The sequence below is a fragment of the Sinomicrobium oceani genome (assembly GCF_900119185.1).
GTDB lineage: Bacteria > Bacteroidota > Bacteroidia > Flavobacteriales > Flavobacteriaceae > Sinomicrobium > Sinomicrobium oceani.
Map to the genome: position 1 here is coordinate 1 of NZ_FPJE01000029.1, position 23,248 is coordinate 23,248.

Genomic DNA, 23,248 nt, shown 5'->3' on the forward strand with positions numbered 1-23,248 from the left:
GAGGAAGCGGGTGCTGTTTGCCAAAGCATATTAAACAAAAAAACCGGCATGTCATTCTGGATCCGCCGGTTTTTTTATGTGTTGTTCTCTCTTTAAGGTATTTACTGATCTGCCGTATTTACTGTTTCCGCTTTAATGTGTTTGGAACGAACCTTGAATTTCCGGCGATGGGGGCGTAATTTTCCGTAAGACCCCATGATTATTTTACCTCTTTTCGTTTTTTTGTCTCCTTTTCCCATTTTTTAATCATTTGGTTAAACTTAGCCACAAGTTACTAAATTCTATAGAAAGACAAAAACGGATTCGGGTGTGAGACGCTAACGAATCGTACGGATAAAATCCGGGATGCCGTCTTTTCCCTTGTCATTCAGAGATTTGATGAAAGCAGAGCCTATAATGGCGCCTTTAGCCAGATGGGTGGCGGCGCGGAATGTTTCTTCATTGCTGATCCCGAAGCCTACAATTTGAGGGTTTTTCAGCCGGAGGTTATGAATGCGCTCAAAATACTGTTGCTGTTCTTCTCCGAAAGTACTTTTTGCTCCGGTAACACTGGCAGAGCTTACCATATAGATAAAACCGTCCGAGACCGAATCGATAAAGCGTATTCTTTCGTCCGGGGTTTGCGGTGTAATGAGAAATATGTTGGCCAGGCCGTATTTTTCGAACATATCTTTGTACTCTTCTTCGTAAACATCCACCGGAAGGTCCGGAATGATGAGTCCGTCTATCCCCGTGTCCGCACATTTTTTGCAGAAATCTTCCACGCCGTATTGCATAATGGGATTGAAATAGCCCATGATAATAAGGGGAATGTCTACAGTTTTACGGATATCCCGGAGCTGCTCGAATACCCTGGCTGTAGTCATGCCGTTTTTCAGGGCTTTCGTAGAGCTTTCCTGAATGGTGGGGCCATCGGCCAGCGGATCGCTGAAGGGGAGGCCTATCTCTATCATATCCACCCCGCTGTCCTGAAGGCTTTGGATGATGGAGACCGTGTCTTCCGGCCCCGGATAGCCTGCTGTGAAATATATGGACAGGATTTTTTTATCTTCCTGTAACTTTTTGTGTATCCTGTTGGTCGTCATTCTTTATATTTTTTTTCGGTGCCTTTCAGTACCGTTGAGATTCGAAATATGATGTGCCCGGTTCCCGGAGGAAAGGTGTGTTCCCAAGCGGGTTTATCACGATTTAAAGTCCGAAGTGATCGATATATGTGCTGAGGTCTTTGTCTCCCCTTCCGGAAAGGGCAACCACAACCACATCATCACTTTTAAATGAGGTATTTCCGAAAATGGCCAGGGCGTGGCTCGATTCTATAGCGGGAATAATACCTTCTGTTTTACACAGCTCGAGTCCGGCTTTCATGGCTTCGTCATCCGTGATCGATTTGAAAGTAGCACGGCCCGAGGTACAAAGGTGGGCGTGCATAGGTCCTACTCCCGGATAGTCAAGCCCGGCTGAAATGGAATAAGGTTCGGTAATCTGTCCGTCAGGAGTTTGCATGAGCAGGGTCTTGCATCCGTGAATGATACCCTGATGTCCGAGGACGGAAGTTGCGGCGCTTTCCCCGGAATCAATTCCTTTTCCGGCAGCTTCCACGGCGATAATCTTCACTTGTTCTTCATCCAGAAAGTGATAAAAAGTTCCGGCAGCATTACTTCCTCCTCCGATGCAGGCTACCACATAATCGGGATTTTCGCGTCCTTCTTTTTCCTGGAGCTGAGCCTTGATCTCTTCGGATATTACGCTCTGGAATCTCGTCACCATATCCGGGTAGGGATGCGGGCCAATAGCCGACCCGATAATGTAGTGCGTATCTACCGGATTGTTGATCCAGTCGCGGATAGCCTCATTAGTGGCGTCTTTCAGGGTTTTACTCCCGGAGCGTGCGGGGCGGACTTCAGCGCCGAGCATTTTCATACGGGCTACATTCGGTGCCTGTCGTGCAATATCGATCTCTCCCATGTAAACAACACAATCCATTCCCATGAGTGCACAAACCGTAGCGGTAGCCACGCCGTGCTGCCCGGCACCTGTTTCGGCGATGATCCTCGTTTTTCCAAGCCGTCTGGCCATGAGGATCTGGCCTATGGTGTTATTGATCTTATGGGCGCCGGTATGGTTGAGGTCTTCCCGTTTGAGATAGATTTTTGTGCCGTATTTTTCGGACATCCGTTTTGCAAAATAGAGCGGGGAAGGACGACCTACATAATCTTTAAGGAGCTGATCGAATTCTTGCTTAAACGAAGGTTCGCTCATGACTTCGAGATATTTCCGTCGGAGTTCTTCGACATTCGGGTATAACATCTCGGGGATAAACGCACCTCCGAATTCACCGTAGTAACCGCGTTCGCTGACATGATAAGCCCCTTTACCCGCATTTCCTCCGATCGGGGAGGCAATTTTTACTGGTGCTGACATAATATTTTTGATTTAAATTCTTGTAATTGTTTTGTGTTCTTCCTGCCAGGCTCCGTTTCGAACCTGCTGTTTACATCGATAGCGTGGCATAGCGCGGCCACTTTGTTATACCCCGGACTGTTCAGGAATCCGGTGATCAGTCCGGTTTCTTCCGGTCCGATTCCTCCGCTCAGGAAAAAGGGTTTCTCCGAAGGGTAATTCCGGAAGACACCCCAGTCGAACGTGTAACCGTTTCCTCCGGGTTGCTCGCCTTTGGTGTCGAAGAGAAAATAATCCACATCATCTTCGAAAGGGTGCAACCGACTAAAATCGAATTGGTCTTTTACCGAAAATACTTTGATGATTTCCACTGCTGGTAAAACCTGCCGGAGTTCCCGGCAGAATACCGCATGTTCCCCGCCGTGAAGCTGCACGGCCTGTAATTGATATTGCGTGGCTTTTCGGGTTATCTCATGTATGGTCGCATTGACGAATACCCCGGTTTTTTTTATTTTCCCGGGAATCTCCGGAATAATTCCGTCGAAATATCGCGGAGATTTGTCATAAAAAATAAAGCCGAGGTAGTCGGGCCCAAGCGCAGCGACCTCCAGGATGTTTTCCGGGTATTTCATGCCGCACACTTTGAGTAGTGGTTGATGGTGATATGCTGAATGTTCGGCCATTTAACGGAGGATGTCTGTAATAAATGCACCGGCGCTCCGGCCGGGATCTTCTGTTTTCATAAAGTTTTCTCCTACCAGAAAGCCCTCGTAGCCATATTGTTGCAGGTCTTTTATAGTAGCCGGATCACTGATGCCGCTTTCGGATACTTTGACGAACTCATCGGGGATGATGCCGGAGAGTTGTTTACTGGTATTGATACTGACCTCGAAAGTTTTCAGATTACGGTTGTTTACCCCGAGCATATCGATACCGGGCATAATGGATTTGCGGAGTTCTTCTTCGTTATGAACTTCGAGCAGTACATCGAGCCCGAGCGATTTGGCAAATCCGGAAAGGAATTTAATCTCTTCTTTGGTCAGGACCGCGGCAATAAGAAGTATGACATCTGCTCCATATGCCCTGGCTTCGAGGAGCTGATACTCGTCCATGATGAACTCTTTTCGGAGCAGGGGAAGGGTAGTGGCTGCCCTGGCCTGTAACAGGTCGTCGAGCGATCCGCCGAAATATTTGCCATCGGTAAGTACCGACATACCACATACTCCTGCGTTTTCATATCCTGCGGCTACATCAGCAACACTCAAGGCCTGGTTTATTACGGCCCTTGACGGCGAACGCCTTTTGTGTTCGGCAATAATACCGGATTTGCTGGCTTTCAGTTTGCCCGCAAGCGATGTTGTTGTACGGCTAAAAAGGACAGCGTTTTCCAGTTGAGAGACCGGGACTATACTTTTTTTGAGTTCGACCTCTCTGCGTTTATCAGCTATGATCTTGTCTAAGATGTTAGACATAAGGTTCTGTTTTTAAGGTTCCTGATAATTAATATTTGTTTGTCGTTTACCTGCTGATTTCCTGTAGTTTGCGGAGGGATTGCAGAGCCTTTCCGGAGAACAGGCTTTCCTTTGCCATATCGTACCCCTCCTTTGGAGTGAGGTCTTTTGCGGTGGCAATGGCCATTCCTGCATTGGCGCAGACTACATTGTTCTGGGCTTCTGTTCCTTTTCCGCTGATAACGTCCATAAAAATGGCAGCCGATGCTTCTATGGTTTCACCTCCTTTAATAGCCGCACTGTCCAGGCTGTTCACCCCGAAGTCTTCCGGGGTAAGCATTTGTTCGGAGTTGTTGCGGATTGCTTTGGCCGGACCGGTGAGTGAAAGTTCGTCATACCCGTCGAGCGCGTGCAATATGGTATAGTTTTTATCGGTATTCTGATAGAGATATCCGTACATTCTTGCAAGTTCGAGGTTGAATACCCCGACCATCTGGTTTTTGGGAAACGCTGGATTCACCATAGGGCCGAGCATATTGAAAAATGTTTTTACGGCAAGCTCTTTACGGATCGGACCGACGTTTTTCATGGCCGGGTGGAAGAGCGGTGCGTGAAGGACACAGATATTGGTTTTGTCAATAGAACGTTTCAGGAAATCGGGATCGTTTGAGAATTTGATACCCAGGAATTCCATAACATTGCTGGAGCCGCATTTAGAGGAAACACCGTAATTACCGTGTTTGGTAACCGGAATTCCGGCCCCTGCCGTGATGAACGATGCCAGTGTGGAAATATTGAATGTGTCTTTTCCGTCTCCACCGGTTCCGCACAGGTCAATAGCTTCATAGCCGTCCAGTTCTACGGCGATGCAGAGTTCCAGAAGCGCATCGCGAAAACCTTCCAGTTCTTCTACGGTTATACTCCGCATCATATAGACCGTTAAAAATGCTGCGATCTGGCTGGTGTTGTATGACCCTTGTGAAATATTAACCAATACGTTCCTGGCCTCTTCCTTGGAGATGGTTTCGTGGTTGATCAGTCTGTTTAGTATGGCTTTCATTATTGTTTTTTTATCCGAAGTCCGAAGTATAAAGCCGGAGTTCGGAGTTATTTGATGTTTTTCTTCAGTACCATCATCATATCGGATGATTTATTTTCGCTCCGGACTTGTGACTTCCTGCTATTAGCTGTTACCGCTTTTAAGCCAGTTTTTCAATATTTTTTTGCCATCCGGTGTGAGGACGGATTCGGGGTGATACTGTACTCCTTTTACATCGTATTCGCGGTGACGAAGCGACATCACCTGTCCGTTCTCGTCGAAAGAAGTGGCTTCGAGCGTATCGGGAAGTTCCGGGGCTACTACCCACGAATGGTAGCGGCCGACTTCAATGTCTTTATCGAGGCCTTCGAAAAGAGGTTCGTCTTTTACGATAATCTTTACGGTAGTAGCTACACCGTGATACACCTTGTTCAGGTTAATGATCTTTCCGCCGAAGACTTCGCCTATGGCCTGCTGGCCGAGACAAACCCCGAGAATGCTCTTTGTCGGAGCGTATTTCCGGATGATGTCTTTGAGAAGGCCGGCTTCGTCGGGGATTCCGGGCCCCGGAGACAGTAATATTTTGTCAAAATCTTCGGCTTCTTCCAGCAGGAGCTGGTCATTACGCTTTACGGTAACTTCTCCTCCGAGGTCTTCGAGATAATGTACGAGGTTGTATGTGAAACTGTCGTAATTATCGATAACCAGTATTTTCTGTGTTTTCATCACTTTGCTGTTCTTGTATTGATAGGACGTGATTAAATGCTTTCGGCCAAGTCCATGGCTTTGTTAAGTGCCCCGAGTTTATTAAAGACCTCCTGTAATTCGCTTTCGGGACTCGATTCGGAGACGATCCCTGCCCCCGCCTGATAATGAAGCCTGTGATTTTTGCTGAGAAAGGTCCGGATCATGATGGCATGATTAAAGTTGCCTTCAAAATCCATAAACCCAATGGCTCCGCCATAAAAGTCCCGGTTACAGTTTTCGTACTTGTCGATGAGCTGCATGGCCATATGTTTGGGAGCCCCGCTGAGTGTACCCGCAGGAAACGTATCGGCGACAACCTGCATGGTAGAGGCCTTTTCATGAAGTTTACCGGTTACCTTAGAGACAAGGTGGATGACATGCGAGAAGAATTGTACTTCCCGGTAGGTCTCTACTTTGACATGATGTCCGTGCCGGCTCAGATCGTTACGCGCAAGGTCTACAAGCATTACATGCTCGGCATTTTCCTTGGCATCTTCGGCCAGTTGCCTGGCCAGAACCGTATCCTGTTCGTCATTTCCGGTACGGCGGAAGGTTCCGGCTATGGGGTGTATCTCTGCTTTTCTGTCTTTGACAACGAGCTGTGCTTCCGGTGAAGAACCAAAGATCTTAAAGTTACCATAGTCGAAAAAGAAGAGGTAAGGAGAGGGGTTTATACTTCTCAGGGCACGGTACACATTAAATTCGTCTCCTTTGAATTCCTGGGAGAATCTTCTGGATAATACAAGTTGGAAGACATCGCCGCGATAACAGTGTTTTTTGGCGTATTCCACACTTTTTTTGTATTCCTCATCGGTGAGATTGGATACGGGAGCCCCGGTTTTGAAAAAATTGTACGTGGCGAAATTTTTGGACTGGAGCAATTGCTCGATCTCCGGGATATTATTGGTGCCGTCCGTACTGTGACAGAAAATATAAGCCTCGTTTTTAAAATGATTGATGGCTATGATGTTCTGATATACGGCATAATAAATGTCAGGGATGTCCAGTGTGTCTTCCTTGCGGGAGATCTCAATATCCTCGAAATGTCGGACACCGTCATAGGCAATGTAACCGAAAAGCCCTTTGTTGATAAACTTAAACCCGTTGTCTTCGGTCTGGAAAGCACGGGCAAAATCATGTATGGCCTGGGGAACGTCGGTGTTTTTTTCTATGTCGGTCTGTGCGCTCTTACCGTCCGGATAGGAGGTGGTGATGATCCCTTTTTTCACCTCTATACTGGCTATGGGATTGCAGCATATATAAGAGAAGCTGTTGTTGTTGGCGTGATAATCGCTGCTTTCCAGCAGGAGGCTGCCGGGATACCTGTCTCTTATCTTAAGGTAAACGCTGACCGGCGTTATCGTATCTGCGAGTATTTGTTTGTAATGTGTGGTTAAATGTATCATTGTTCTTTCAAAGTTATATAGCGTACGGAAAACAAAAAAGGCTTGTCGTGATTGACAAGCCTTTTGTATTTTGGTTTTAAAAATACTTAACAGGGTCTTAGCTCACGACGTTCTGACGTAAGTTGCTCCACCACCAAGTATTGTTTAAAATGTTGTGCATTTGATTTTGTTTGCTACAAATATAGAAAGGAAAACGATAATTACAAGCTGCAAAATGCTTTTATAACAATTTTTTAGCTGAGATTTAAAAAAAAGGTCCTTTTTGAGAGCAAAAGGACCCTTTTTTGTCATAGGTATTTTTCTGCTTTACTTAGAAATTCAGATCGACAACCAGGTCGAATTCATCGTAAATGGTTTTGTCTCCAAGATTTTTGAAAAAGCTACCGGAATTGTACTTAACGTCATACTTACTTCGGTCAATTTTTATCGCTCCCGTTGCTTTATTTCCGTAAACAGAAAGTTCGAAACTTACCGGATGGGTTTTTTCTTTAATAGTAAGGTCTCCTGTTACTTTATAAGCATTTTTTCCGGTAGATTTTACTTTGGTGATCACCATTTTGGCTGTAGGATACTTTTGTACATCGAAAAAGTCTTCGGACTTCAGGTGGCCGTCAAGTTTATCTTTGTATTCACCTTCAAGGTCGGTAGCACTGATCGTGGTAAGATCTACTACGAATTCTCCTCCTGTAAGCTTATCACCTTCAAAAACAAGATGTCCTTCTTTGATGTCTACTACACCTTCGTGAGAACCGGTTACTTTATATCCTTTCCAGGTAACTTTACTGGTAGAGGTGTCAACGGTTTTCTTCTCTTTTTCGATAGTTGAAAAAGCTACGGCACTAAAAGCCACTGTGAGCGTTAAAGCTACTTTTGCAAATTTGTTTTTCATGTTTCAGATAATTGTGTATTGATGTTAAATGTTAAGATGTTACTTATATAGTGTGAAATAATTCTTCTGCAGTTTTCCTTACTTTCGGCAGGTGTTGCATATCATCTTCCGGGGCACGGTAACCTACCGCGGCAATAACGGCAGTATGTAGCCCTTGGGCTTTGAGCCCGAGTATACGGTCATAACCATCGGCATCAAAACCTTCCATAGGGCACGCATCGATACGGAGTTGGGCGGCTGTAGCCAGTAAATTTCCCAGTGCTATATAGGCTTGTTTAGCGGTCCAGTTACCTTTAATGTCTGTAGGTAACTGTACTACGGCATTGTTTATCATATTTGCGTATCCGGAAAGGTTTTCGACGGGAATATTCCGGGTTTTACTGATATTTTTCATGTAAGCTTCGGTATCGGAAGCCGTTACATCGGTTTTGGATGCGAAAACGATAAGACATGAAGCATCTGTAATCTGTGACTGTCCCCAGGATACTTCTCTGAGTTGTTTACGAATTTCCGGGTCTTGTATGATAAATACCTCATAAGGCTGCATACCGTAAGAAGAAGCGGATAAACGAATGGCTTCTTTCAGAGTATCCAGATGCTCATCGGATAATTTGGCCGCAGAGTTAAACTTTTTAGTCGCATACCTCCATTGTAGCGATTCTATAACATGATTCATTTTAATTCGGATTTTGTCGGATTGTATATTCATATTATGTTTAAATTCGGGTCAGCTCCTTAGGGTGTCCAGCACCTGATTGAGCATCTCCAGTTGATCTTCGCTCAGCCGGCTTACGATTTCTTTTTCCGTATCGGCTACTGCAATATTTACTTTTTCGAGAAGTGTGAGCCCTTCTTTAGTAATAAAGATCTCTACTTTTCTACGGTTTTTAGGGCATTGGATACGCTTTACCAGTCCTTTGTCTATCAGTTTGTCTACAATACGGGTGGTATTACTCATCTTGGCAATCATGCGGTCCTGTATGGTAGACAGGTTTGCAGGTTGCCCTTTTTGCCCTTTCAGAATACGCAAGACGTTGAATTGCGGTATTGAAATTTCAAAAGGTTTTATCGCATCGGATATACTGTTGTTTATTTCATTGGCCGTGTACACCAGGTTGATGATAGTCCGGGTGTGCATTTGCATATTCTGTGTTTTTATAACATCTTCAATTTTCATTGTCCATACAACATTTGTATGTACAAATATGTAATTGTTTTTAAGATTGTCCTTGCTAACATTTGCTAAATTTTTGTTAAATCGCAAACGAAGGAAGTCCTTATTTTTATCTTTATAAAGATGTGGTGTTGTTTAAATGATTAAAAATTAGCATATAACTTGCGGAAGATGCCGGTATGGAATGTGCTATGGGAATGTTAAAAAAAATGAGCTTCGGGAAGTATGGTGATAAGGATTTACGGAGCACCGAATAAAAAAATATGGAAATGAAACTGTGTGTAACCTGCTTGTTTTTTGTAATTTTGATTTCCTGTAACCGGGCTGGCAAAAAAGGAGTCCGGAAAGTTGACGAAGGGCTTAAAATGGGCCTTCCCAAAAATGTTGTGACTGACGGAGCTATTCAGATCGGTGTTTATGATTTTGAAGGGCTAGAGCCTTTACTGAACAGGAAGAACGGGAAGACCTATGTCGTTAATTTCTGGGCGACATGGTGTAAGCCCTGTGTGACAGAACTGCCGTATTTTGAACGTCTTGGGGAAAAGTATAAGGATAGCGGAGTGGAAGTGGTACTGGTGAGTCTTGATATGCCTGGCACATTGGATAAAAAACTCCTCCCTTTCGTGAAGCGTGAAGCGTTGACATCGAGAGTGGTTGTTCTCGACGATCCCCGGCAGAACGACTGGATACCCAAGGTAGCCGAGGAATGGTCCGGAGCCATACCTGCAACATTGATATATAACAAGGATCGACGCGCATTTTATGAGTCGTCCCTGACCTACACAGAACTCGAAGAAAACCTGAATGCTTTAACAGATACAAAATGAAACCACTACTACGAATCTCATTGTTACTCACCGTCGTATTGACCATGGGGTCTTTCAGCGGGCCTTCGCATCCTGTGGATGAAGGATACCGTATAGGAGATATTGCCGAAGATTTCAGTCTTATTAATATCGATGGGAAAATGGTATCCCTGTCCGATTATGAAAATGCCAAAGGATACCTTCTTATTTTTACCTGTAACACCTGTCCTTATGCACAGGCTTATGAAGACCGGATTATTGCCCTGGACAGAAAATACAGCAAGATGGGGGTTCCGGTTATTGCCATTAATCCCAATAATCCGGAAAAGTCTCCACGAGACAGTTTTGAGGAGATGAAGGTTAGAGCGCATCAGAAGAAATTTGCTTTTCCGTATTTGCTCGACAAGGAGCAAAAGATCTATCCCCTTTACGGGGCAACCCGTACTCCTCACGTGTTTTTGCTGGAACGTAAAACTCATGGAAATGAGGTTAAGTATATAGGTGCTATAGACGATAATTACCAGGATGCTGCTTCGGTAGAAAACCGTTATGCAGAAGATGCAGTCAATGCTATGCTTGAGGGGAAGGAAATACGGATTACAACAACCAAGGCTATAGGATGTGGAATAAAATAAATCCCTGGCCTTTGAAGAAGATAAATAATCCGTGTACATATAGTCGCGGGTTTTTTTGTTTTGCTTAATTTTGAAAAAAAGAAAAATTATGGCAGATTTAACTCAAGAAGAATGGGCGGAGCAGGTGGCTCAGCATAAAGAGGCTGTTGTTCTGGATGTTCGAACCGAAGAAGAATTTGAAGACGGTTATATTCCCGATGCGATCAATATAGATATCCGTCAGGGACAAGGGTTTATAGACGAACTCGAAAAGCTGGATAAGTCCAAGACTTATTATGTGTATTGTCGTTCGGGAGCCAGAAGTGCTCAGGCTTGTGCATTGATGGAACAGTTGGGCTTTGATGAAGCTTATAATCTCCTCGGTGGTATCCTGGAGTGGGAGGGAGACATCGTAGCATAAAATATAAAGAGTAAAAAAAGCGCCCTTTCTCCGTTTTTGTGAGAAAGGGCGCTTTTTTTTACTGGTTCTCGCTTCCCCAGTCTATTTTTCGGGAAATAAACATCACGATGGCCAGTATAACAAAAAGACCTGTACTTCCTGTGATGAGCGCATAGTTTTCGAGCTGTATGATGATATATATAAAGGTGTAAATTGCAACCAGCGACAACATAATAAACAGGGAGAACATCCGTGATTTCAGTATGGATAACGAATATGTGCTGATGAGCACAATCACGGAGGTGCCTGCTATGAGATAAGCCTTAAAAAAATTACTGTGCTCCGATATGGAAATCAGTAAAGTGTAGAACATAACCAGGGCGAGCCCTATCATCAGGTATTGAAAAGGGTGGATATGGATCTTGCTGAGGGTCTGGATCAGGAAAAAAACGAGGAAGGTCAGGCTTATCACCATAAAACCGTATTTGGAAGTTCGCTCGCTTTTCTGGTAATCGTCGACAGGGATCATGAAATTAACACCGAAGGCGTATGTTTCCAGATCGGGAAGCTGATTGATAAACTGTTGGGAGAAGGGGCGGTTGATCTCCAGTATTTTCCATTGTGCATCAAAACCGTTTTCGTGTATCTTACCGTCGTTATGTGGCAGAAATTTTCCGAAAAAGTTAGCGGTTTGCCATGGGGAAGTCATGGCTACTGTTGTTTGTTTTCCGACAGGGATAAAGCTCATTTGCCGGCTTCCGCGTATATCCAGCGTCATGGAAAAACCGGTATTTGCCGTGTGTGGCACATCTTTTTCTTTTAATACAGGACTTTCCAGGGTTTGCAGTGCCGGCCTGTTCCCGTAGTTTTCCTCCGCCACGTAGCGGGATTTCAAATCGTATGTATGCGATCCCATGGTAATTTTGGCCTGGTTGCTAACCCCTTTCTGATTGGACATCTTCATGACGATCCTGACCCTCTCCCACAGTATGTTGCTTTCTTTTATTTCCTGTTCTGTAAAGTCGGGTATAGAAAATGATCCGGACAAGGATGTCGAACTCTGGTACACACTGGTCTTGTAGATGCCGTAATATTTCTCTTCCGGATTCACCCGGGAATTGATGTCGAGAGCATCGGGGAAAACATAAAGATACGAAACTTCTTCAATGGTCTCCGTAAACATTTTTTTGGTGCTTTCTTCTACAACAGTCTTTTGGCGGAATGTTTTGTATGGAATCTCAAGAACAGGTCCGAATAAGATCACTTCGTCTCCCCATTTTTCGCTGATTTCATTCATTACCCCCTGTTTTCGTGACGATCTTTCCCGAATAAGATCTTTGACAAAGGATAATGGTATCAATAATATAAGGATGAGAAATCCTACCATAAGCATTCTGGCTGTTACGGATGTTCTGATCCAGGCGCCGAATTTTCCCCTGTCTTTTTGATGTTGTTCCATATTTTTATTTTTTAAAGTACTTTGTATTTCAAAGTTGTTAGTTAAAAAAATTATTGATTTCTGTTAATGAGTTTTTCGAGTGCGTCCAGGTGTTTTTTAAAAGCGGTTTTCCCGGTAGTCGTCACAACATATTTGGTATTTGGTTTTTTTCCTATAAATTGTTTTTGTACTGATATGTATCCGGCTTGTTCGAGTGCTTTGGCATGGCTGGCCAGGTTGCCGTCGGTTACATCGAGGAGCTCTTTCAGCGCCCTGAAATCGGCATGTTCATTTACCATAAGGACAGACATAATCCCCAGGCGTACGCGATGGTCGAAAGCTTTGTTTATATTGTTGATGATACCCAAAACCTACGCTTTGTCGTATTTGTAATACATAATAAGACCATAGATGATGTGCATGACGCCGAAGCCGATACACCAGAACCAGAATCCGTAACCTGGAAGCATGGCACAGATAAGCCCCAGGGCTATTTCCGTATAGCCGAGATAACGTATATCACCCAGGCTGTATTTGGAGGCATTGACAAGGGCCAGTCCGTAAAATATCAGCATCAAAGCCCCGGTTTGCCCGTATTTCTGCTGATTCAGTACGATTAGTATATATAGGCCTCCTGTAACCATGGGGATCAGGAAATTGATGATGAGTCTTCGTGAAGCACTGTCCCATATTTTTTCCCCGTTTTTTTTGGCTTTACGCGTGGTGAGGAATATAGCCGTAGCAGCACTCAGGAAAGCTACGAGAAAAAGGTCGAGGAGTACCAGCCGGAATATATAGCCATCCAGGATCAGATACGACCTTGGAGAGTTGGTTACGAGCAGGTAAGCGATCGCCGCACCGGTAAGGGCATAGATGCCCGCCAGTATTCCCGAAAGTCCGCTCAATGAAATAAAACGGGTGGACTTTTGCATCATAGTTCTGATGTCACAGAGGTCCTGAAGGTATTTGTTCGATTCCAAAATAAAGTACTTTGAAATGCAAAGTTAATTTTAAAACGGACATATACAAGATGGATTGTAAAAAATATGTCTATTTTATGATAGGGCTTGTTGTAATGGACTCAATTTTATATATTTATGTCTTGAAGTTTTTTCGAGCACTGTGTAAACTGTATTTTATCAACGTATAATCATTGTTTTTTAAGCGTGATATGAAAGAAGACTTTTTACATTATTTGTGGAAATTTCAAAAGTTTCAGGTCCGGGAGTTGCATACCGTTGCAAGAGAAAAGATAGAGATCATTACCCCGGGACAGCACAATCATTTATCGGGTCCGGATTTTTTTGATGCCAGGTTGCGTATAGGCGGACAATTATGGGCGGGCAATGTGGAAATACACATCAGGTCTTCGCACTGGTATGCGCATGGGCATGAGAAAGACAGGGCTTACGACAATGTGGTTCTTCATGTGGTATGGGAAGATGATGCGCCCGTTTTTCGGGGAGATAATACGCGTATCCCTGCTTTGGAACTTAAAACTGTAACCCCGGATAATTTGCAGCAGAATTACCGTAAGCTGTTGAAGAACAGTTGTAGTTTTATTAATTGCGAAAAAAGTATGGCTCGTGTAGATCCTTTTTTGCGCGATGCTTATCTCGAACGCCTGTTTTTTGAAAGGATGGAACGGAAGTCGGTAACGGTGCTGCAGGATCTCAAAAGATCCGGTAATGACTGGGAGGCCGTTTTTTTCAGGCAGCTCATGCGCAATTTCGGATTGAAGATCAACGGAGAATCTTTTCGAAGTGTCGCGGATTCAATAGATTTTAAGGTCGTACGTAAGGTACAACACGAAGTGCTTCTTATGGAAGCGTTGTTGTTTGGCCAGGCAGGATTGCTCGGAGAAGACGAAACACCCGATACCTATATGAAGGTGTTGAGGAAGGAGTATCTGTATTTGCAAAGAAAGTTCGGATTATCGTCCGCCGGGGTAGTACCTCCTTATTTTCACCGGCTGAGACCGGCCAATTTTCCCACGGTACGCTTGTCGCAGCTGGCTAATCTTTATTGCCAAAGAAAGACCCTTTTTACACTGGTTATGGAAACGGACCGGGTGGCCGATTTTTATTCCGTACTGGAGAGTAGTGCATCGCCCTACTGGGACGACCACTATACGTTCGGCAAAATATCCGGAAAGCATCGAAAAGTAGTTTCGCGTAATTTTATGGATCTGCTAATCGTCAATACGGTACTTCCCGTTAAGTTCTGTTACATGCGTTATCTGGGGAGGGAAGCGGATGAGCGCCTACTGGAACTGGCCCGTAGCCTGAATCCTGAAAAAAACAGTATTACTGCCGGTTATACAGGAATAGGGATCAAGCCCGGGGATGTGGCCGACAGTCAGGCATTATTACAGCTTTATCATGCATACTGTTCTGAAAATCGTTGTGTGGAATGTACTATAGGGCACCAATTGCTCAAGACCTGATAGAACGTGGTGTTTTGTTGTTGCAATGTGCAATTATTACGTATCTTAGCATCCGTGAAAACGCTGACCAACATCCGGTATTTTTTCGAAAAACACGGTTTTGCCGTTTCTTCCCGTCTGGCAGACAGACTGGGGATGAAAGCCAAAAATGTCCGGTTATTCTTTATTTATGTTTCTTTTGCAACCTTGGGAGTATGGTTTGCCGTGTATCTTACCCTGGCTTTCGTATTAAAACTCAAAGATATGGTCTATACCAAAAGAACATCGGTATTTGACCTTTAGCCAAAAAACAGCTTGTTTTAATTTTATGCTTTCCCGGTACTTTTTTTAAATTTTTTTTAGCTTTCAGGATGTGAAAACAGATTCAAAACTTGATTTAGACTCTTTTTTTTTGGATATTGCTCCCTTTTAACGAATTACCCTTTTATTCGTTAATTTTGAAATATTTTGTTGTAGTATATTTTTGAAAGATAAACACTAACACTAATCTAAAAATTTAATATGCATTTTATGAGAAATAAATTTCTCTCTCTTCTCTTAACACTAACTTCTTTTACAGTATTTTCACAAGAATTAACCCTGAAAGAAACCCTTGAAAATCCTTCTAACGTCATCAATGACGGTAGAATAGAGGTCCGGGTGGAAGGAGGTCAGGAGCCTTATACTTATAAATGGAGTAATCAGTCGACCCCCCTCAAGTCCAACACGGCATCCGGGCTTACAGAAGGGATACCCTACACCTTAACCGTCACCGATGCCAACGGGATGTCAGTCACCGAAAAGTACGAAGTCCCTGCCAAGTCGATTACAGAAATATTCAACGGAACCACGCAGCCTATAGTAGATGCAATTGGTTCCGTTTTGTTTTGGGACCCTTTTGCGGCAATGGGATTATACGATCCTGTGATGTATGACGACAATGGTAGTCCTCTTTTACATCCCAACGGAGATCCCAGAACAATAGCCGTACCTTTTATTGTAATATGGCTTATTATCGGGGGCCTCTTCTTTACCCTTCGGATGAAATTTATCAACATTCGTGGTTTTAAGCATGCCATTCAACTGGCCCGCGGACATTATGACGAGTCCGAGGCTCCGGGGCAGGTGACCCATTTTCAGGCTCTGGCCACTGCGGTTTCCGGTACGGTCGGATTGGGTAATATTGCCGGTGTGGCCATTGCTATTGCCGTAGGAGGTCCCGGCGCTACTTTCTGGATGATCCTGGCCGGGTTTTTCGGAATGTCATCCAAGTTCGTCGAGTGTTCCCTCGGGGTAAAATACAGAGAAATCCATGCCGATGGCCGGGTATTCGGAGGCCCGATGAGTTACCTGGTAAAGGGACTCAAAGCCCGTGGAAAAGAAAGGTTCGGTAAGGTACTTGCCGTGGTTTTTGCCATATTGTGTATCGGAGCATCTTTCGGCTCCGGTAATATGTTCCAGTCCAACCAGGCCTTCGATCAGTTACAGGGGCAGTTTCCGGTGCTGGAAGGAAATGGTTTCTGGTTTGGCGTGCTTATGGCGTTACTGGTAGGTGCTGTGATTCTCGGAGGGATAAAAAGTATAGCCAAAGTAACGGAAAAGATCGTGCCTTTTATGGCGTCGCTATATGTGTTTTTTGCCCTGGTGGTGATTTTTATGCATATCAATCATATCGGCAGTGCGTTTATGGAGATATTTGACGGGGCTTTTGACCCCGGAGCACTTAAAGGTGGAATTATAGGGGTGCTGATACAAGGTTTCCGTCGTGGTACCTTCTCTAACGAAGCCGGTGTGGGATCTGCTGCTATAGCACACTCCGCAGCCAAAACAAAGCATCCGGTCTCCGAAGGTTTTGTAGCTTTGCTCGAACCTTTTATCGATACGATTGTAGTGTGTACCCTGACGGCTCTGGTGTTGATCTTTACCGGAGTTCATGAAGGAGCAGAAGGACTTGGAGGAGCTCAGCTGACCTCTGCAGCTTTCGGAAGCGTAATCAGCTGGTTCCCTTATGTACTCGCCGTTGCGGTATTCCTGTTTGCCTTTTCAACGGCAATCTCCTGGTCGTATTACGGTATGCGTGCGGCTACGTTTCTTTTCGGGAAAAGCAAAAGAGTGGAGTTTATATACAAGATATTATTCTTAATGTTCGTAGTTTTGGGCGCTTCTATCAGCCTGGGGGCTGTTCTGGACTTTTCGGATATGATGCTGCTGGCCATGGCACTGCCAAATATTATCGGTTTGTATATCATGTCAGGTGAAGTTCGCTCAGATCTTAGGGAATATGTTCGTAAGCTGAATGCCAACGAACTCTTTAAGAAACCCCAACCAGTAAAACCGGCTAAGAGAGAGCACTAACTATTATTGTTGAAATATGACAAAGACTAAAGAATCCTGGGGCTCCAGGATCGGACTTATTCTTGCCATGGCAGGAAATGCCGTAGGGTTAGGGAATTTCCTGCGTTTCCCCGTGCAGGCCGTGCAGAACGGAGGCGGAGCATTTATCATTCCTTACCTGGTGTGTTTTCTCCTCATGGGAATTCCTCTGTTATTTATAGAATGGTCTTCCGGACGTTACGGAGGAAGGTTCGGAAATCACAGTACTCCTTATATACTGGATACGATGACCAAGGGAAGGGTGTTGAAGTATATTGGAGTATTCGGAATTTTCACCAACATTGCGGTAGCAGCCTACTATGCGTATATAGAATCCTGGACGATGTCTTATGTGGTTCATTCCCTGAAAGGTACTTTTTCCGGTATGGACCAGTCGCAGGTCGCTGATTTTTTCCTTTCGTATACGGACGTGCTGCACAGTACAACAGGAATACCCTTTGAGGCTGTGATCTTCTATATATTGTGCCTTGCTATTAATGTATATGTACTTTCCAAAGGATTGGGCGGGGTAGAAAAAGTGGCCAAGATCGGAATGCCGTTATTGATCATCTTCGGTGTGATACTGGCGGTGCGGGGACTAACGCTTGGAACCAGCGGGGCTTCGGAGATATTTCCGGATGCCAATGCATGGGACGGGTTGAATTTCCTGTGGACACCCCAATACGAGTCTATTCTGGACCTGAAAGTCTGGATGGCCGCAGCCGGACAGATTTTCTTTACGCTTTCCGTGGGTATGGGTACGGTACACTGTTACGCAGCCTATGTGAAAAGTAAGGATGATATTGCGTTGAACGCTGTTTCTGCCGGGTTTATGAACGAGTTTATCGAAGTGGTAATAGGGAGCTCTATCGTTATTCCTATCGCTGCAGGTTACCTGGGAATGGACTGGGTCATGGAAAATGCAGGCTTCGGAATGGCGTTCCAGACCATGCCTTATCTTTTTCAGCAATGGGGCCCTGTTTTTGCAGCGATAGCCGGGGTCATGTGGTTTGGTCTGCTGTTCTTTTCAGGGATCACCAGCTCTCTGGCCATGGGGACGCCCTGTGTGAGTTTTATGCAGGACGAATTCGGATGGAATCGTAAAAAGGGAGCCTGGGCCTTTGGCCTGGTAACACTTATTATGGGGCTGCCTACCGTTTTCTTTTTCGGAGAGGGAGTTTTTGACGAATATGATTATTGGGCGGGTACCGTGAGTCTTGTGGTATTTGCCATGATGGAAACGATACTCTTCTCATGGGTGTTCGGTTTAAATAAGGGCTGGCGCGAGATTACTATGGGGGCAGACATCAAAGTTCCCGGTATCTACAGGTATATTATCAAGTACATAACTCCGGTTATTCTTATAGTTGTTTTTCTCGGAACCGTATTTGCGCCTAAAGCCAATGACTGGTCGGGAAATATCCGGAGCCTGTTTTCCGGAAACGGATGGCCGCTGGATAATATGTCTATCATTAATAAAATTACCAATGTGGGGCTGAGGCAGCAATTGGCCGACGCAACGGATCCGGAACAGATCCGGGTTTTACAGGATAACCTGTTTGCTGTGAATATGGCCAGAGGATTCCTGTCTGCCCTGTTGCTGTTTATTTTGATATTAATTTATGTATCTTACAAAAAACGAGTCAGAGAAGGGAGGGTAACATCAGTATGAATACAACAGCACTAATAACGATGCTTCTTGCGCAAGGTATTGTAACCGCTATAGCAGGATACTTTTTTTACAAGGTGATGGTAACTCCTCCGAAACAGGAGCCCGATTCCTATGCGGAAAATGACGACGAAATTATCCGGCAGGAATAGTACGATCATCATTAAAATATTAGCTTATGAAAAAGTCCCGTTTCCGTTTTGACAAGAAAGAGAGAAGCGGGATTTTCTTTTTGCTGGCCATTATTTTTTTTACCCAAATCAGCTATCTGTGGTATAAAGCCCTGATGCCTGCAGTGAGGGAAGTAGAAGATGACCAGGTATTACTGGCGCTCAGGGAGCAGTTAGATTCGCTGGCAAATATTCAGGAGAGAGATACGGTATATCCGTTTAATCCTAATTACCTTTCGGATTATAAAGGCTATATATGGGGTATGAGCGTAACCGAAATCGATAGGTTACACGCCTATAGGAGCGCGGGGAATTTTGTGAATTCAGCAGAAGATTTTGCACGGGTTACCGGCGTGTGCGATACGGTTTTACATCGGATGGCGCCCTATTTCCGGTTTCCTAATTTTCCGGAGAAGGTTGCTTCTTCCAAAAAGATAAGCCGGAAAGTAATTTCTGATACCGGTAAAAAGTATGACCTGAACCGTGTCGGAGAGCATGAACTTAAAAAAGTATCCGGTGTAGGTGAAAAGCTTTCTGCGCGTATCGTGAAATACAGAAATTTGCTTGGCGGTTTTTCTGTTCCCGAACAACTTTATGAGGTTTACGGCCTGGACTCCGTAGTGGTGGAAAGACTTTTGAAATATTTTGAGATCGTAGATCCGCCGGAAATACGACAGGTCAATATCAATACGGCCTCTCTGAACCAGCTGGCCTCTGTAGTCTATATCAGTAAAGAAGATGCACGGGCTATTATAACCTATCGTACCCGGGTAGATACGATTTATTCGGTCGGTGAACTCCGTAAAATAGAAGGTTTCTCCAAAGAGAAAATTGCGAGAATTGAACTATATTTGACCGCACGATAAAAAACGGTGTGATTTTGGGAATATTTGTCACGGTAAAGGAGCGTTTTTTCTGTTTCTTTTAAATAAAGATACTTTTATCGGTTTATCCCCTTATGAGATCCCGAAAATCAAGGGGGGGCGGTGTTTTGGCTTTATTTTAAGATGAATTGCTTGTTTCGTGTTTTTGAACATCGTATTTTTGTTTCGTTTTGTTGTTTGATTATCATGTATTTAAAAAAATAATACGCTGAATGAATATCGATATAAATACCGCTATGAACTTCGAGTACTCGGAGACGCAGCAAATGGTTAAGTCTTCCGCCAAGGAGTTTGCAGAGCAATTTATCAGACCTCACGTAATGGAGTGGGATGAAACGCAGGAATTTCCTGTGCAATTGTTTAAAAAGGCCGGAGCGTATGGTTTTATGGGGGTTTTGGTGCCCGAGCAATACGGAGGAGCTGGTTTTGGGTATCATGAGTATATAGCAGTGATAGAGGAAATATCGAAGGTAGATCCTTCCATAGGGCTGTCAGTTGCAGCGCATAATTCTCTGTGTACAAATCATATCCTTGAGTTTGGTAATGAGGAGCAAAAGCAGAAATGGCTGCCTAAACTGGCCACGGGCGAATGGATAGGTGCCTGGGGGCTTACGGAGCACAATACCGGGTCCGATGCGGGAGGAATGAATACTACGGCTGTCCGGGAAGGCGACGAATGGGTGCTGAACGGGGCTAAAAATTTTATTACGCACGGAAAAAGCGGAGATGTTGCCGTAGTGATCGTGAGAACAGGAGAGAAAGGAGATTCCAGAGGGATGTCCGCCTTTGTGGTAGAGAAGGGAACTCCGGGATTCGGAAGTGGTAAAAAAGAAAATAAGCTGGGGATGCGAGCCAGTGAAACAGCAGAACTTGTATTTAACGACTGTCGTATACCTGATGCCAACCGGTTAGGGGAAGTAGGTGAAGGTTTTATACAGTCTATGAAAGTGCTCGACGGTGGGCGTATTTCTATTGGGGCATTGTCCCTGGGGATTGCCAGGGGGGCTTACGGGGCTGCTTTAAAATACTCGAAAGAACGTATGCAGTTCGGAAAAGCGATTTGTGAATTTCAGGGTATTTCGTTCAAACTTGTAGATATGGCAACGGAAATAGAGGCTTCTGAGTTGTTGTTGCATAAAGCGGCTTCAGGTAAGAATGCCGGAAAGGATATTACCAGGATTAGTGCTATGGCAAAAATGTATGCTTCCGAAGCTTGTGTGAAGATAGCTAATGAAGCGGTACAGATCCATGGTGGGTATGGGTATACCAAGGATTTTCCGGTAGAAAAATTCTACAGGGATTCTAAGCTGTGTACGATCGGTGAAGGGACTACGGAAATACAGAAGGTAGTGATTTCCCGTCATATCCTGAAGTAAAATGGGTGTCGGGGAGCGCTGATTGGTCCGTCTGGCTCCGTTTTTGTAGTATAGCGAAAAGAAAAAGCAGATTTGTTTGGATATGTAAGATGTATTATAGTATCTTTGCAATCCTAAATGAAAGGGGGTGGTAAAGATATGTTAATAATTCCAATTAAAGAAGGCGAAAATATAGACAGAGCGCTGAAGCGTTTTAAGCGAAAGTTTGATCGTACGGGGACAATGCGTCAGCTGCGTTCAAGACAGCAGTTCACGAAACCGTCTGTGAAAAAAAGAACTCAGATTCAGAAAGCACAGTACATTCAGCATTTGAGAGATCAGGAGGATATTTAATTTTCCGGATTATAAAAGTTAATAAAGGAGTCACCTGTACATTGTGTATAGGTGACTTTTTTTTATGCTTCTTTCTGAATGTTTAAAAAGGTGTATCTTTAGGTTTGATAATTTCTTGAGTGAATGTTATGGCTGTTACGTCATTTTTGGGATACCTGCGTTACGAAAAGAAGTATGCTGTGCATACGGTAAATGCTTATGAAAGAGATCTTCGTTTCTTTTTGGATTTTATCGGGAAGGAATATGATGTTTCCGAAGCTGCAGAAGTCTCTTACGGAATGATTCGTAGTTGGATAGTGAAGATGGTGGACGAGGGTATTTCCAACCGTTCTGTAAACCGTAAGGTCGCTGCTTTGAATGCGTATTATAAATTCCTGGTGAAGTCGGGAGGACTGGTCGTGAATCCGCTTGCTGGTCATAAGGCGCTAAAAACCCCGAAGAAAATTGAAATTCCGTTTTCGGAGGAAGAGATGCGGGCGGTTCTGAATGAGATCGTGTATCCCGAAAATTTCGAGGGCATCCGGGACAGGTGTATTATCGAATTGTTTTACGCTACGGGGATGCGGAGAAGTGAGCTGGTGAATCTGAAGATTTCCGATATCGATTTTTCGTTGCGTACCGTAAGGATTTTTGGAAAGCGAAATAAAGAGCGGCTGGTGCCTCTTATGGAGCATATGGAGGGATTGTTGAGGGTGTATATCAGGGAGCGTGAAGCAGTAGTGACAGAAGCCTCGGGGGATATCTTAATTTTAGTTAAAAATGGTAATAAAGTCTATGAAGCTCTTGTTTATCGGGTGATAAATCGCTACCTTAGTAAGGTATCTTTAAAGGTAAAAAAGAGTCCGCATATTTTAAGGCATACTTTTGCGACTCATATACTGAATAAAGGTGCGGATTTAAATTCGGTAAAGGAGTTATTGGGGCATTCCAGTCTGGCTTCGACTCAGGTGTACACGCACAATAGTATTGCGCAGCTGAAAAAAGTGTACGGGGAAGCTCATCCGAGGAATAAAAAATAAATCCTTTCCGGAATCAATTAATGTTTAACCCAGAAAGCGCTTGTGTTTTATCCGGTACGACAAATCAGAATCTCAGACCTTTGTTTTTTTAGTCCTGTGTTGTCTCGGTGAGCAGTTGCCGGACAGGGGATGGGGTCTAACCGCAAAGTACAGGTGGTTTCGTAATACCCAATGCAATGAGAGTAAACATGCAATCAGTGAATTTTACCGCTGACGGAAAGCTGGTAGATTTTATCCAGAAACGTATGGATAAGCTTGATAATTTTTATGACCGTGTCGTTTCTTCGGATGTTTATCTGAAAGTGGAAAACACCAGTGTCAAAGAGAATAAGGTTGTCGAGGTGAAAGTTCATGTTCCGGGGGATGAGTTTATGGTCAAAAAACAATGTAAAACATTTGAGGAAGGCATAGATAGTGCTGCCGGTTCGCTGGAGCGCGTGTTGCTGAAACGCAAAGAGAAGCTGAGGGCACATATATAAGTAAAAAATTCAGTAAAAATGTTTTGAATAAAAAAATAAATATATACATTTGCAGTCCGTTAGAAATAGCGGACTTTTTTTATGGTTTCAATCCGGTGGGAAGCAGTGTTGGAAAAGCCGGAAATACAAGGCTTTATTTCTTGTGGATGAAGCTGA

The 23,248-nt window shown here is 44.2% G+C and carries 27 protein-coding genes; 13 read left to right on the forward strand and 14 right to left on the reverse strand.

Annotated elements, in window-relative coordinates; translation table 11 throughout:
• Positions 1–101: 101 nt before the first annotated feature.
• From BT112_RS18595 to BT112_RS18645, 11 genes are all read right to left on the reverse strand, one after another.
• Positions 102–239, reverse strand: a complete 138-nt coding sequence (locus tag BT112_RS18595; protein ID WP_072318976.1) for a 30S ribosomal protein THX — start codon at positions 237–239, stop codon at positions 102–104.
• Positions 240–317: 78 nt separating this feature from the next.
• Positions 318–1,085, reverse strand: coding sequence for a tryptophan synthase subunit alpha (gene trpA / locus BT112_RS18600; protein WP_072318977.1), 768 nt, complete (start codon positions 1,083–1,085; stop codon positions 318–320).
• A gap of 103 nt (positions 1,086–1,188) precedes the next feature.
• The gene (trpB, locus tag BT112_RS18605; RefSeq protein ID WP_072318978.1) at positions 1,189–2,421 is read right to left on the reverse strand and encodes a tryptophan synthase subunit beta; all 1,233 of its coding nucleotides are present in this window, start codon (positions 2,419–2,421) and stop codon (positions 1,189–1,191) included.
• Positions 2,406–3,083, reverse strand: a complete 678-nt coding sequence (locus BT112_RS18610) for a phosphoribosylanthranilate isomerase (RefSeq protein ID WP_072318979.1) — start codon at positions 3,081–3,083, stop codon at positions 2,406–2,408. Before BT112_RS18610 ends, trpB begins: the two co-directional genes overlap by 16 nt.
• Positions 3,084–3,872 carry an indole-3-glycerol phosphate synthase TrpC gene (gene trpC, locus BT112_RS18615; protein ID WP_072318980.1) on the reverse strand — a complete coding sequence of 263 codons (789 nt, stop codon included), beginning with the start codon at positions 3,870–3,872 and terminating at the stop codon, positions 3,084–3,086. It abuts the gene before it with no gap.
• A gap of 46 nt (positions 3,873–3,918) precedes the next feature.
• Complete coding sequence (trpD, locus tag BT112_RS18620) at positions 3,919–4,911, reverse strand: anthranilate phosphoribosyltransferase (protein ID WP_072318981.1); 993 nt, start codon at positions 4,909–4,911, stop codon at positions 3,919–3,921.
• A gap of 123 nt (positions 4,912–5,034) precedes the next feature.
• Positions 5,035–5,616, reverse strand: coding sequence for an anthranilate synthase component II (locus tag BT112_RS18625; RefSeq protein WP_072318982.1), 582 nt, complete (start codon positions 5,614–5,616; stop codon positions 5,035–5,037).
• 32 nt (positions 5,617–5,648) lie between these two features.
• Positions 5,649–7,043 (reverse strand): anthranilate synthase component I family protein, encoded by a 1,395-nt coding sequence (locus BT112_RS18630; RefSeq protein WP_072318983.1) that lies wholly within the window; start codon positions 7,041–7,043, stop codon positions 5,649–5,651.
• Positions 7,044–7,353: 310 nt separating this feature from the next.
• Positions 7,354–7,932, reverse strand: a complete 579-nt coding sequence (locus tag BT112_RS18635; protein ID WP_072318984.1) for a YceI family protein — start codon at positions 7,930–7,932, stop codon at positions 7,354–7,356.
• A 43-nt stretch (positions 7,933–7,975) separates the two neighbouring features.
• Positions 7,976–8,608 (reverse strand): NAD(P)H-dependent oxidoreductase, encoded by a 633-nt coding sequence (locus BT112_RS18640; RefSeq protein WP_072319014.1) that lies wholly within the window; start codon positions 8,606–8,608, stop codon positions 7,976–7,978.
• Positions 8,609–8,659: 51 nt separating this feature from the next.
• Positions 8,660–9,109 carry a MarR family winged helix-turn-helix transcriptional regulator gene (locus BT112_RS18645; RefSeq protein ID WP_072319015.1) on the reverse strand — a complete coding sequence of 150 codons (450 nt, stop codon included), beginning with the start codon at positions 9,107–9,109 and terminating at the stop codon, positions 8,660–8,662.
• 266 nt (positions 9,110–9,375) lie between these two features.
• On the opposite strand from BT112_RS18645, the gene BT112_RS18650 reads away from it, so the two are divergent.
• From BT112_RS18650 to BT112_RS18660, 3 genes are all read left to right on the forward strand, one after another.
• On the forward strand, positions 9,376–9,933 hold the full coding sequence (locus BT112_RS18650) for a redoxin domain-containing protein (protein ID WP_072318985.1): 558 nt from the start codon (positions 9,376–9,378) through the stop codon (positions 9,931–9,933).
• Complete coding sequence (locus tag BT112_RS18655) at positions 9,930–10,547, forward strand: thioredoxin family protein (RefSeq protein ID WP_072318986.1); 618 nt, start codon at positions 9,930–9,932, stop codon at positions 10,545–10,547. The genes BT112_RS18650 and BT112_RS18655 overlap by 4 nt, the downstream gene beginning before the upstream one ends.
• Positions 10,548–10,635: 88 nt before the next feature.
• Complete coding sequence (locus tag BT112_RS18660; protein WP_072318987.1) at positions 10,636–10,947, forward strand: rhodanese-like domain-containing protein; 312 nt, start codon at positions 10,636–10,638, stop codon at positions 10,945–10,947.
• Positions 10,948–11,005: 58 nt separating this feature from the next.
• On the opposite strand, the gene creD is transcribed toward BT112_RS18660, so the two are convergent.
• The 3 genes from creD to BT112_RS18675 are packed head-to-tail and all read right to left on the reverse strand — an operon-like array spanning position 11,006 to position 13,296.
• Entirely contained in the window at positions 11,006–12,385 is a 1,380-nt protein-coding gene (gene creD / locus BT112_RS18665; protein ID WP_072318988.1) for a cell envelope integrity protein CreD, read from the reverse strand.
• A 50-nt stretch (positions 12,386–12,435) separates the two neighbouring features.
• Complete coding sequence (locus BT112_RS18670) at positions 12,436–12,732, reverse strand: winged helix-turn-helix domain-containing protein (protein WP_072318989.1); 297 nt, start codon at positions 12,730–12,732, stop codon at positions 12,436–12,438.
• 3 nt (positions 12,733–12,735) lie between these two features.
• Positions 12,736–13,296, reverse strand: a complete 561-nt coding sequence (locus BT112_RS18675; protein ID WP_245777069.1) for a hypothetical protein — start codon at positions 13,294–13,296, stop codon at positions 12,736–12,738.
• Positions 13,297–13,535: 239 nt separating this feature from the next.
• On the opposite strand from BT112_RS18675, the gene BT112_RS18680 reads away from it, so the two are divergent.
• The 10 genes from BT112_RS18680 (at position 13,536) to hpf (ending at position 23,092) form a co-directional block, all read left to right on the forward strand.
• Positions 13,536–14,810, forward strand: coding sequence for a DUF2851 family protein (locus tag BT112_RS18680; protein ID WP_072319016.1), 1,275 nt, complete (start codon positions 13,536–13,538; stop codon positions 14,808–14,810).
• A 54-nt stretch (positions 14,811–14,864) separates the two neighbouring features.
• Positions 14,865–15,092: a PspC family transcriptional regulator gene (locus BT112_RS18685; protein WP_072318991.1), complete on the forward strand. Its 228-nt coding sequence runs from the start codon at positions 14,865–14,867 to the stop codon at positions 15,090–15,092.
• A gap of 228 nt (positions 15,093–15,320) precedes the next feature.
• Positions 15,321–17,144, forward strand: coding sequence for an amino acid carrier protein (locus BT112_RS18690; protein ID WP_072319017.1), 1,824 nt, complete (start codon positions 15,321–15,323; stop codon positions 17,142–17,144).
• A gap of 16 nt (positions 17,145–17,160) precedes the next feature.
• The gene (locus BT112_RS18695) at positions 17,161–18,834 is read left to right on the forward strand and encodes a sodium-dependent transporter (protein WP_072318992.1); all 1,674 of its coding nucleotides are present in this window, start codon (positions 17,161–17,163) and stop codon (positions 18,832–18,834) included.
• On the forward strand, positions 18,831–18,983 hold the full coding sequence (locus tag BT112_RS21920) for a hypothetical protein (RefSeq protein WP_175545825.1): 153 nt from the start codon (positions 18,831–18,833) through the stop codon (positions 18,981–18,983). Before BT112_RS18695 ends, BT112_RS21920 begins: the two co-directional genes overlap by 4 nt.
• Before the next feature lie 26 nt (positions 18,984–19,009).
• On the forward strand, positions 19,010–19,867 hold the full coding sequence (locus BT112_RS18700) for a ComEA family DNA-binding protein (protein ID WP_072318993.1): 858 nt from the start codon (positions 19,010–19,012) through the stop codon (positions 19,865–19,867).
• A gap of 254 nt (positions 19,868–20,121) precedes the next feature.
• Positions 20,122–21,261 carry an acyl-CoA dehydrogenase family protein gene (locus BT112_RS18705; RefSeq protein ID WP_072319018.1) on the forward strand — a complete coding sequence of 380 codons (1,140 nt, stop codon included), beginning with the start codon at positions 20,122–20,124 and terminating at the stop codon, positions 21,259–21,261.
• A gap of 138 nt (positions 21,262–21,399) precedes the next feature.
• Positions 21,400–21,594 carry a 30S ribosomal protein S21 gene (gene rpsU / locus BT112_RS18710; protein ID WP_072319019.1) on the forward strand — a complete coding sequence of 65 codons (195 nt, stop codon included), beginning with the start codon at positions 21,400–21,402 and terminating at the stop codon, positions 21,592–21,594.
• A gap of 128 nt (positions 21,595–21,722) precedes the next feature.
• Positions 21,723–22,613, forward strand: a complete 891-nt coding sequence (locus BT112_RS18715) for a tyrosine-type recombinase/integrase (protein ID WP_072319020.1) — start codon at positions 21,723–21,725, stop codon at positions 22,611–22,613.
• A 176-nt stretch (positions 22,614–22,789) separates the two neighbouring features.
• On the forward strand, positions 22,790–23,092 hold the full coding sequence (hpf, locus tag BT112_RS18720; RefSeq protein WP_072318994.1) for a ribosome hibernation-promoting factor, HPF/YfiA family: 303 nt from the start codon (positions 22,790–22,792) through the stop codon (positions 23,090–23,092).
• The last annotated feature ends 156 nt before the right edge of the window (positions 23,093–23,248 follow it).

Excerpts from the sequence above, each read along its gene's own strand:
- BT112_RS18595 (WP_072318976.1), bottom strand. The coding sequence starts at position 239 with ATGGGAAAAGGAGACAAAAAAACGAAAAGAGGTAAAATAATCATGGGG.
- trpA (WP_072318977.1), bottom strand. The coding sequence starts at position 1,085 with ATGACGACCAACAGGATACACAAAAAGTTACAGGAAGATAAAAAAATC.
- trpB (WP_072318978.1), bottom strand. The coding sequence starts at position 2,421 with ATGTCAGCACCAGTAAAAATTGCCTCCCCGATCGGAGGAAATGCGGGT.
- BT112_RS18610 (WP_072318979.1), bottom strand. The coding sequence starts at position 3,083 with ATGGCCGAACATTCAGCATATCACCATCAACCACTACTCAAAGTGTGC.
- trpC (WP_072318980.1), bottom strand. The coding sequence starts at position 3,872 with ATGTCTAACATCTTAGACAAGATCATAGCTGATAAACGCAGAGAGGTC.
- trpD (WP_072318981.1), bottom strand. The coding sequence starts at position 4,911 with ATGAAAGCCATACTAAACAGACTGATCAACCACGAAACCATCTCCAAG.
- BT112_RS18625 (WP_072318982.1), bottom strand. The coding sequence starts at position 5,616 with ATGAAAACACAGAAAATACTGGTTATCGATAATTACGACAGTTTCACA.
- BT112_RS18630 (WP_072318983.1), bottom strand. The coding sequence starts at position 7,043 with ATGATACATTTAACCACACATTACAAACAAATACTCGCAGATACGATA.
- BT112_RS18635 (WP_072318984.1), bottom strand. The coding sequence starts at position 7,932 with ATGAAAAACAAATTTGCAAAAGTAGCTTTAACGCTCACAGTGGCTTTT.
- BT112_RS18640 (WP_072319014.1), bottom strand. The coding sequence starts at position 8,608 with ATGAATCATGTTATAGAATCGCTACAATGGAGGTATGCGACTAAAAAG.
- BT112_RS18645 (WP_072319015.1), bottom strand. The coding sequence starts at position 9,109 with ATGAAAATTGAAGATGTTATAAAAACACAGAATATGCAAATGCACACC.
- BT112_RS18650 (WP_072318985.1), top strand. The coding sequence starts at position 9,376 with ATGAAACTGTGTGTAACCTGCTTGTTTTTTGTAATTTTGATTTCCTGT.
- BT112_RS18655 (WP_072318986.1), top strand. The coding sequence starts at position 9,930 with ATGAAACCACTACTACGAATCTCATTGTTACTCACCGTCGTATTGACC.
- BT112_RS18660 (WP_072318987.1), top strand. The coding sequence starts at position 10,636 with ATGGCAGATTTAACTCAAGAAGAATGGGCGGAGCAGGTGGCTCAGCAT.
- creD (WP_072318988.1), bottom strand. The coding sequence starts at position 12,385 with ATGGAACAACATCAAAAAGACAGGGGAAAATTCGGCGCCTGGATCAGA.
- BT112_RS18675 (WP_245777069.1), bottom strand. The coding sequence starts at position 13,296 with ATGCAAAAGTCCACCCGTTTTATTTCATTGAGCGGACTTTCGGGAATA.
- BT112_RS18680 (WP_072319016.1), top strand. The coding sequence starts at position 13,536 with ATGAAAGAAGACTTTTTACATTATTTGTGGAAATTTCAAAAGTTTCAG.
- BT112_RS18690 (WP_072319017.1), top strand. The coding sequence starts at position 15,321 with ATGAGAAATAAATTTCTCTCTCTTCTCTTAACACTAACTTCTTTTACA.
- BT112_RS18695 (WP_072318992.1), top strand. The coding sequence starts at position 17,161 with ATGACAAAGACTAAAGAATCCTGGGGCTCCAGGATCGGACTTATTCTT.
- BT112_RS21920 (WP_175545825.1), top strand. The coding sequence starts at position 18,831 with ATGAATACAACAGCACTAATAACGATGCTTCTTGCGCAAGGTATTGTA.
- BT112_RS18700 (WP_072318993.1), top strand. The coding sequence starts at position 19,010 with ATGAAAAAGTCCCGTTTCCGTTTTGACAAGAAAGAGAGAAGCGGGATT.
- BT112_RS18705 (WP_072319018.1), top strand. The coding sequence starts at position 20,122 with ATGAACTTCGAGTACTCGGAGACGCAGCAAATGGTTAAGTCTTCCGCC.
- rpsU (WP_072319019.1), top strand. The coding sequence starts at position 21,400 with ATGTTAATAATTCCAATTAAAGAAGGCGAAAATATAGACAGAGCGCTG.
- BT112_RS18715 (WP_072319020.1), top strand. The coding sequence starts at position 21,723 with ATGGCTGTTACGTCATTTTTGGGATACCTGCGTTACGAAAAGAAGTAT.
- hpf (WP_072318994.1), top strand. The coding sequence starts at position 22,790 with ATGAGAGTAAACATGCAATCAGTGAATTTTACCGCTGACGGAAAGCTG.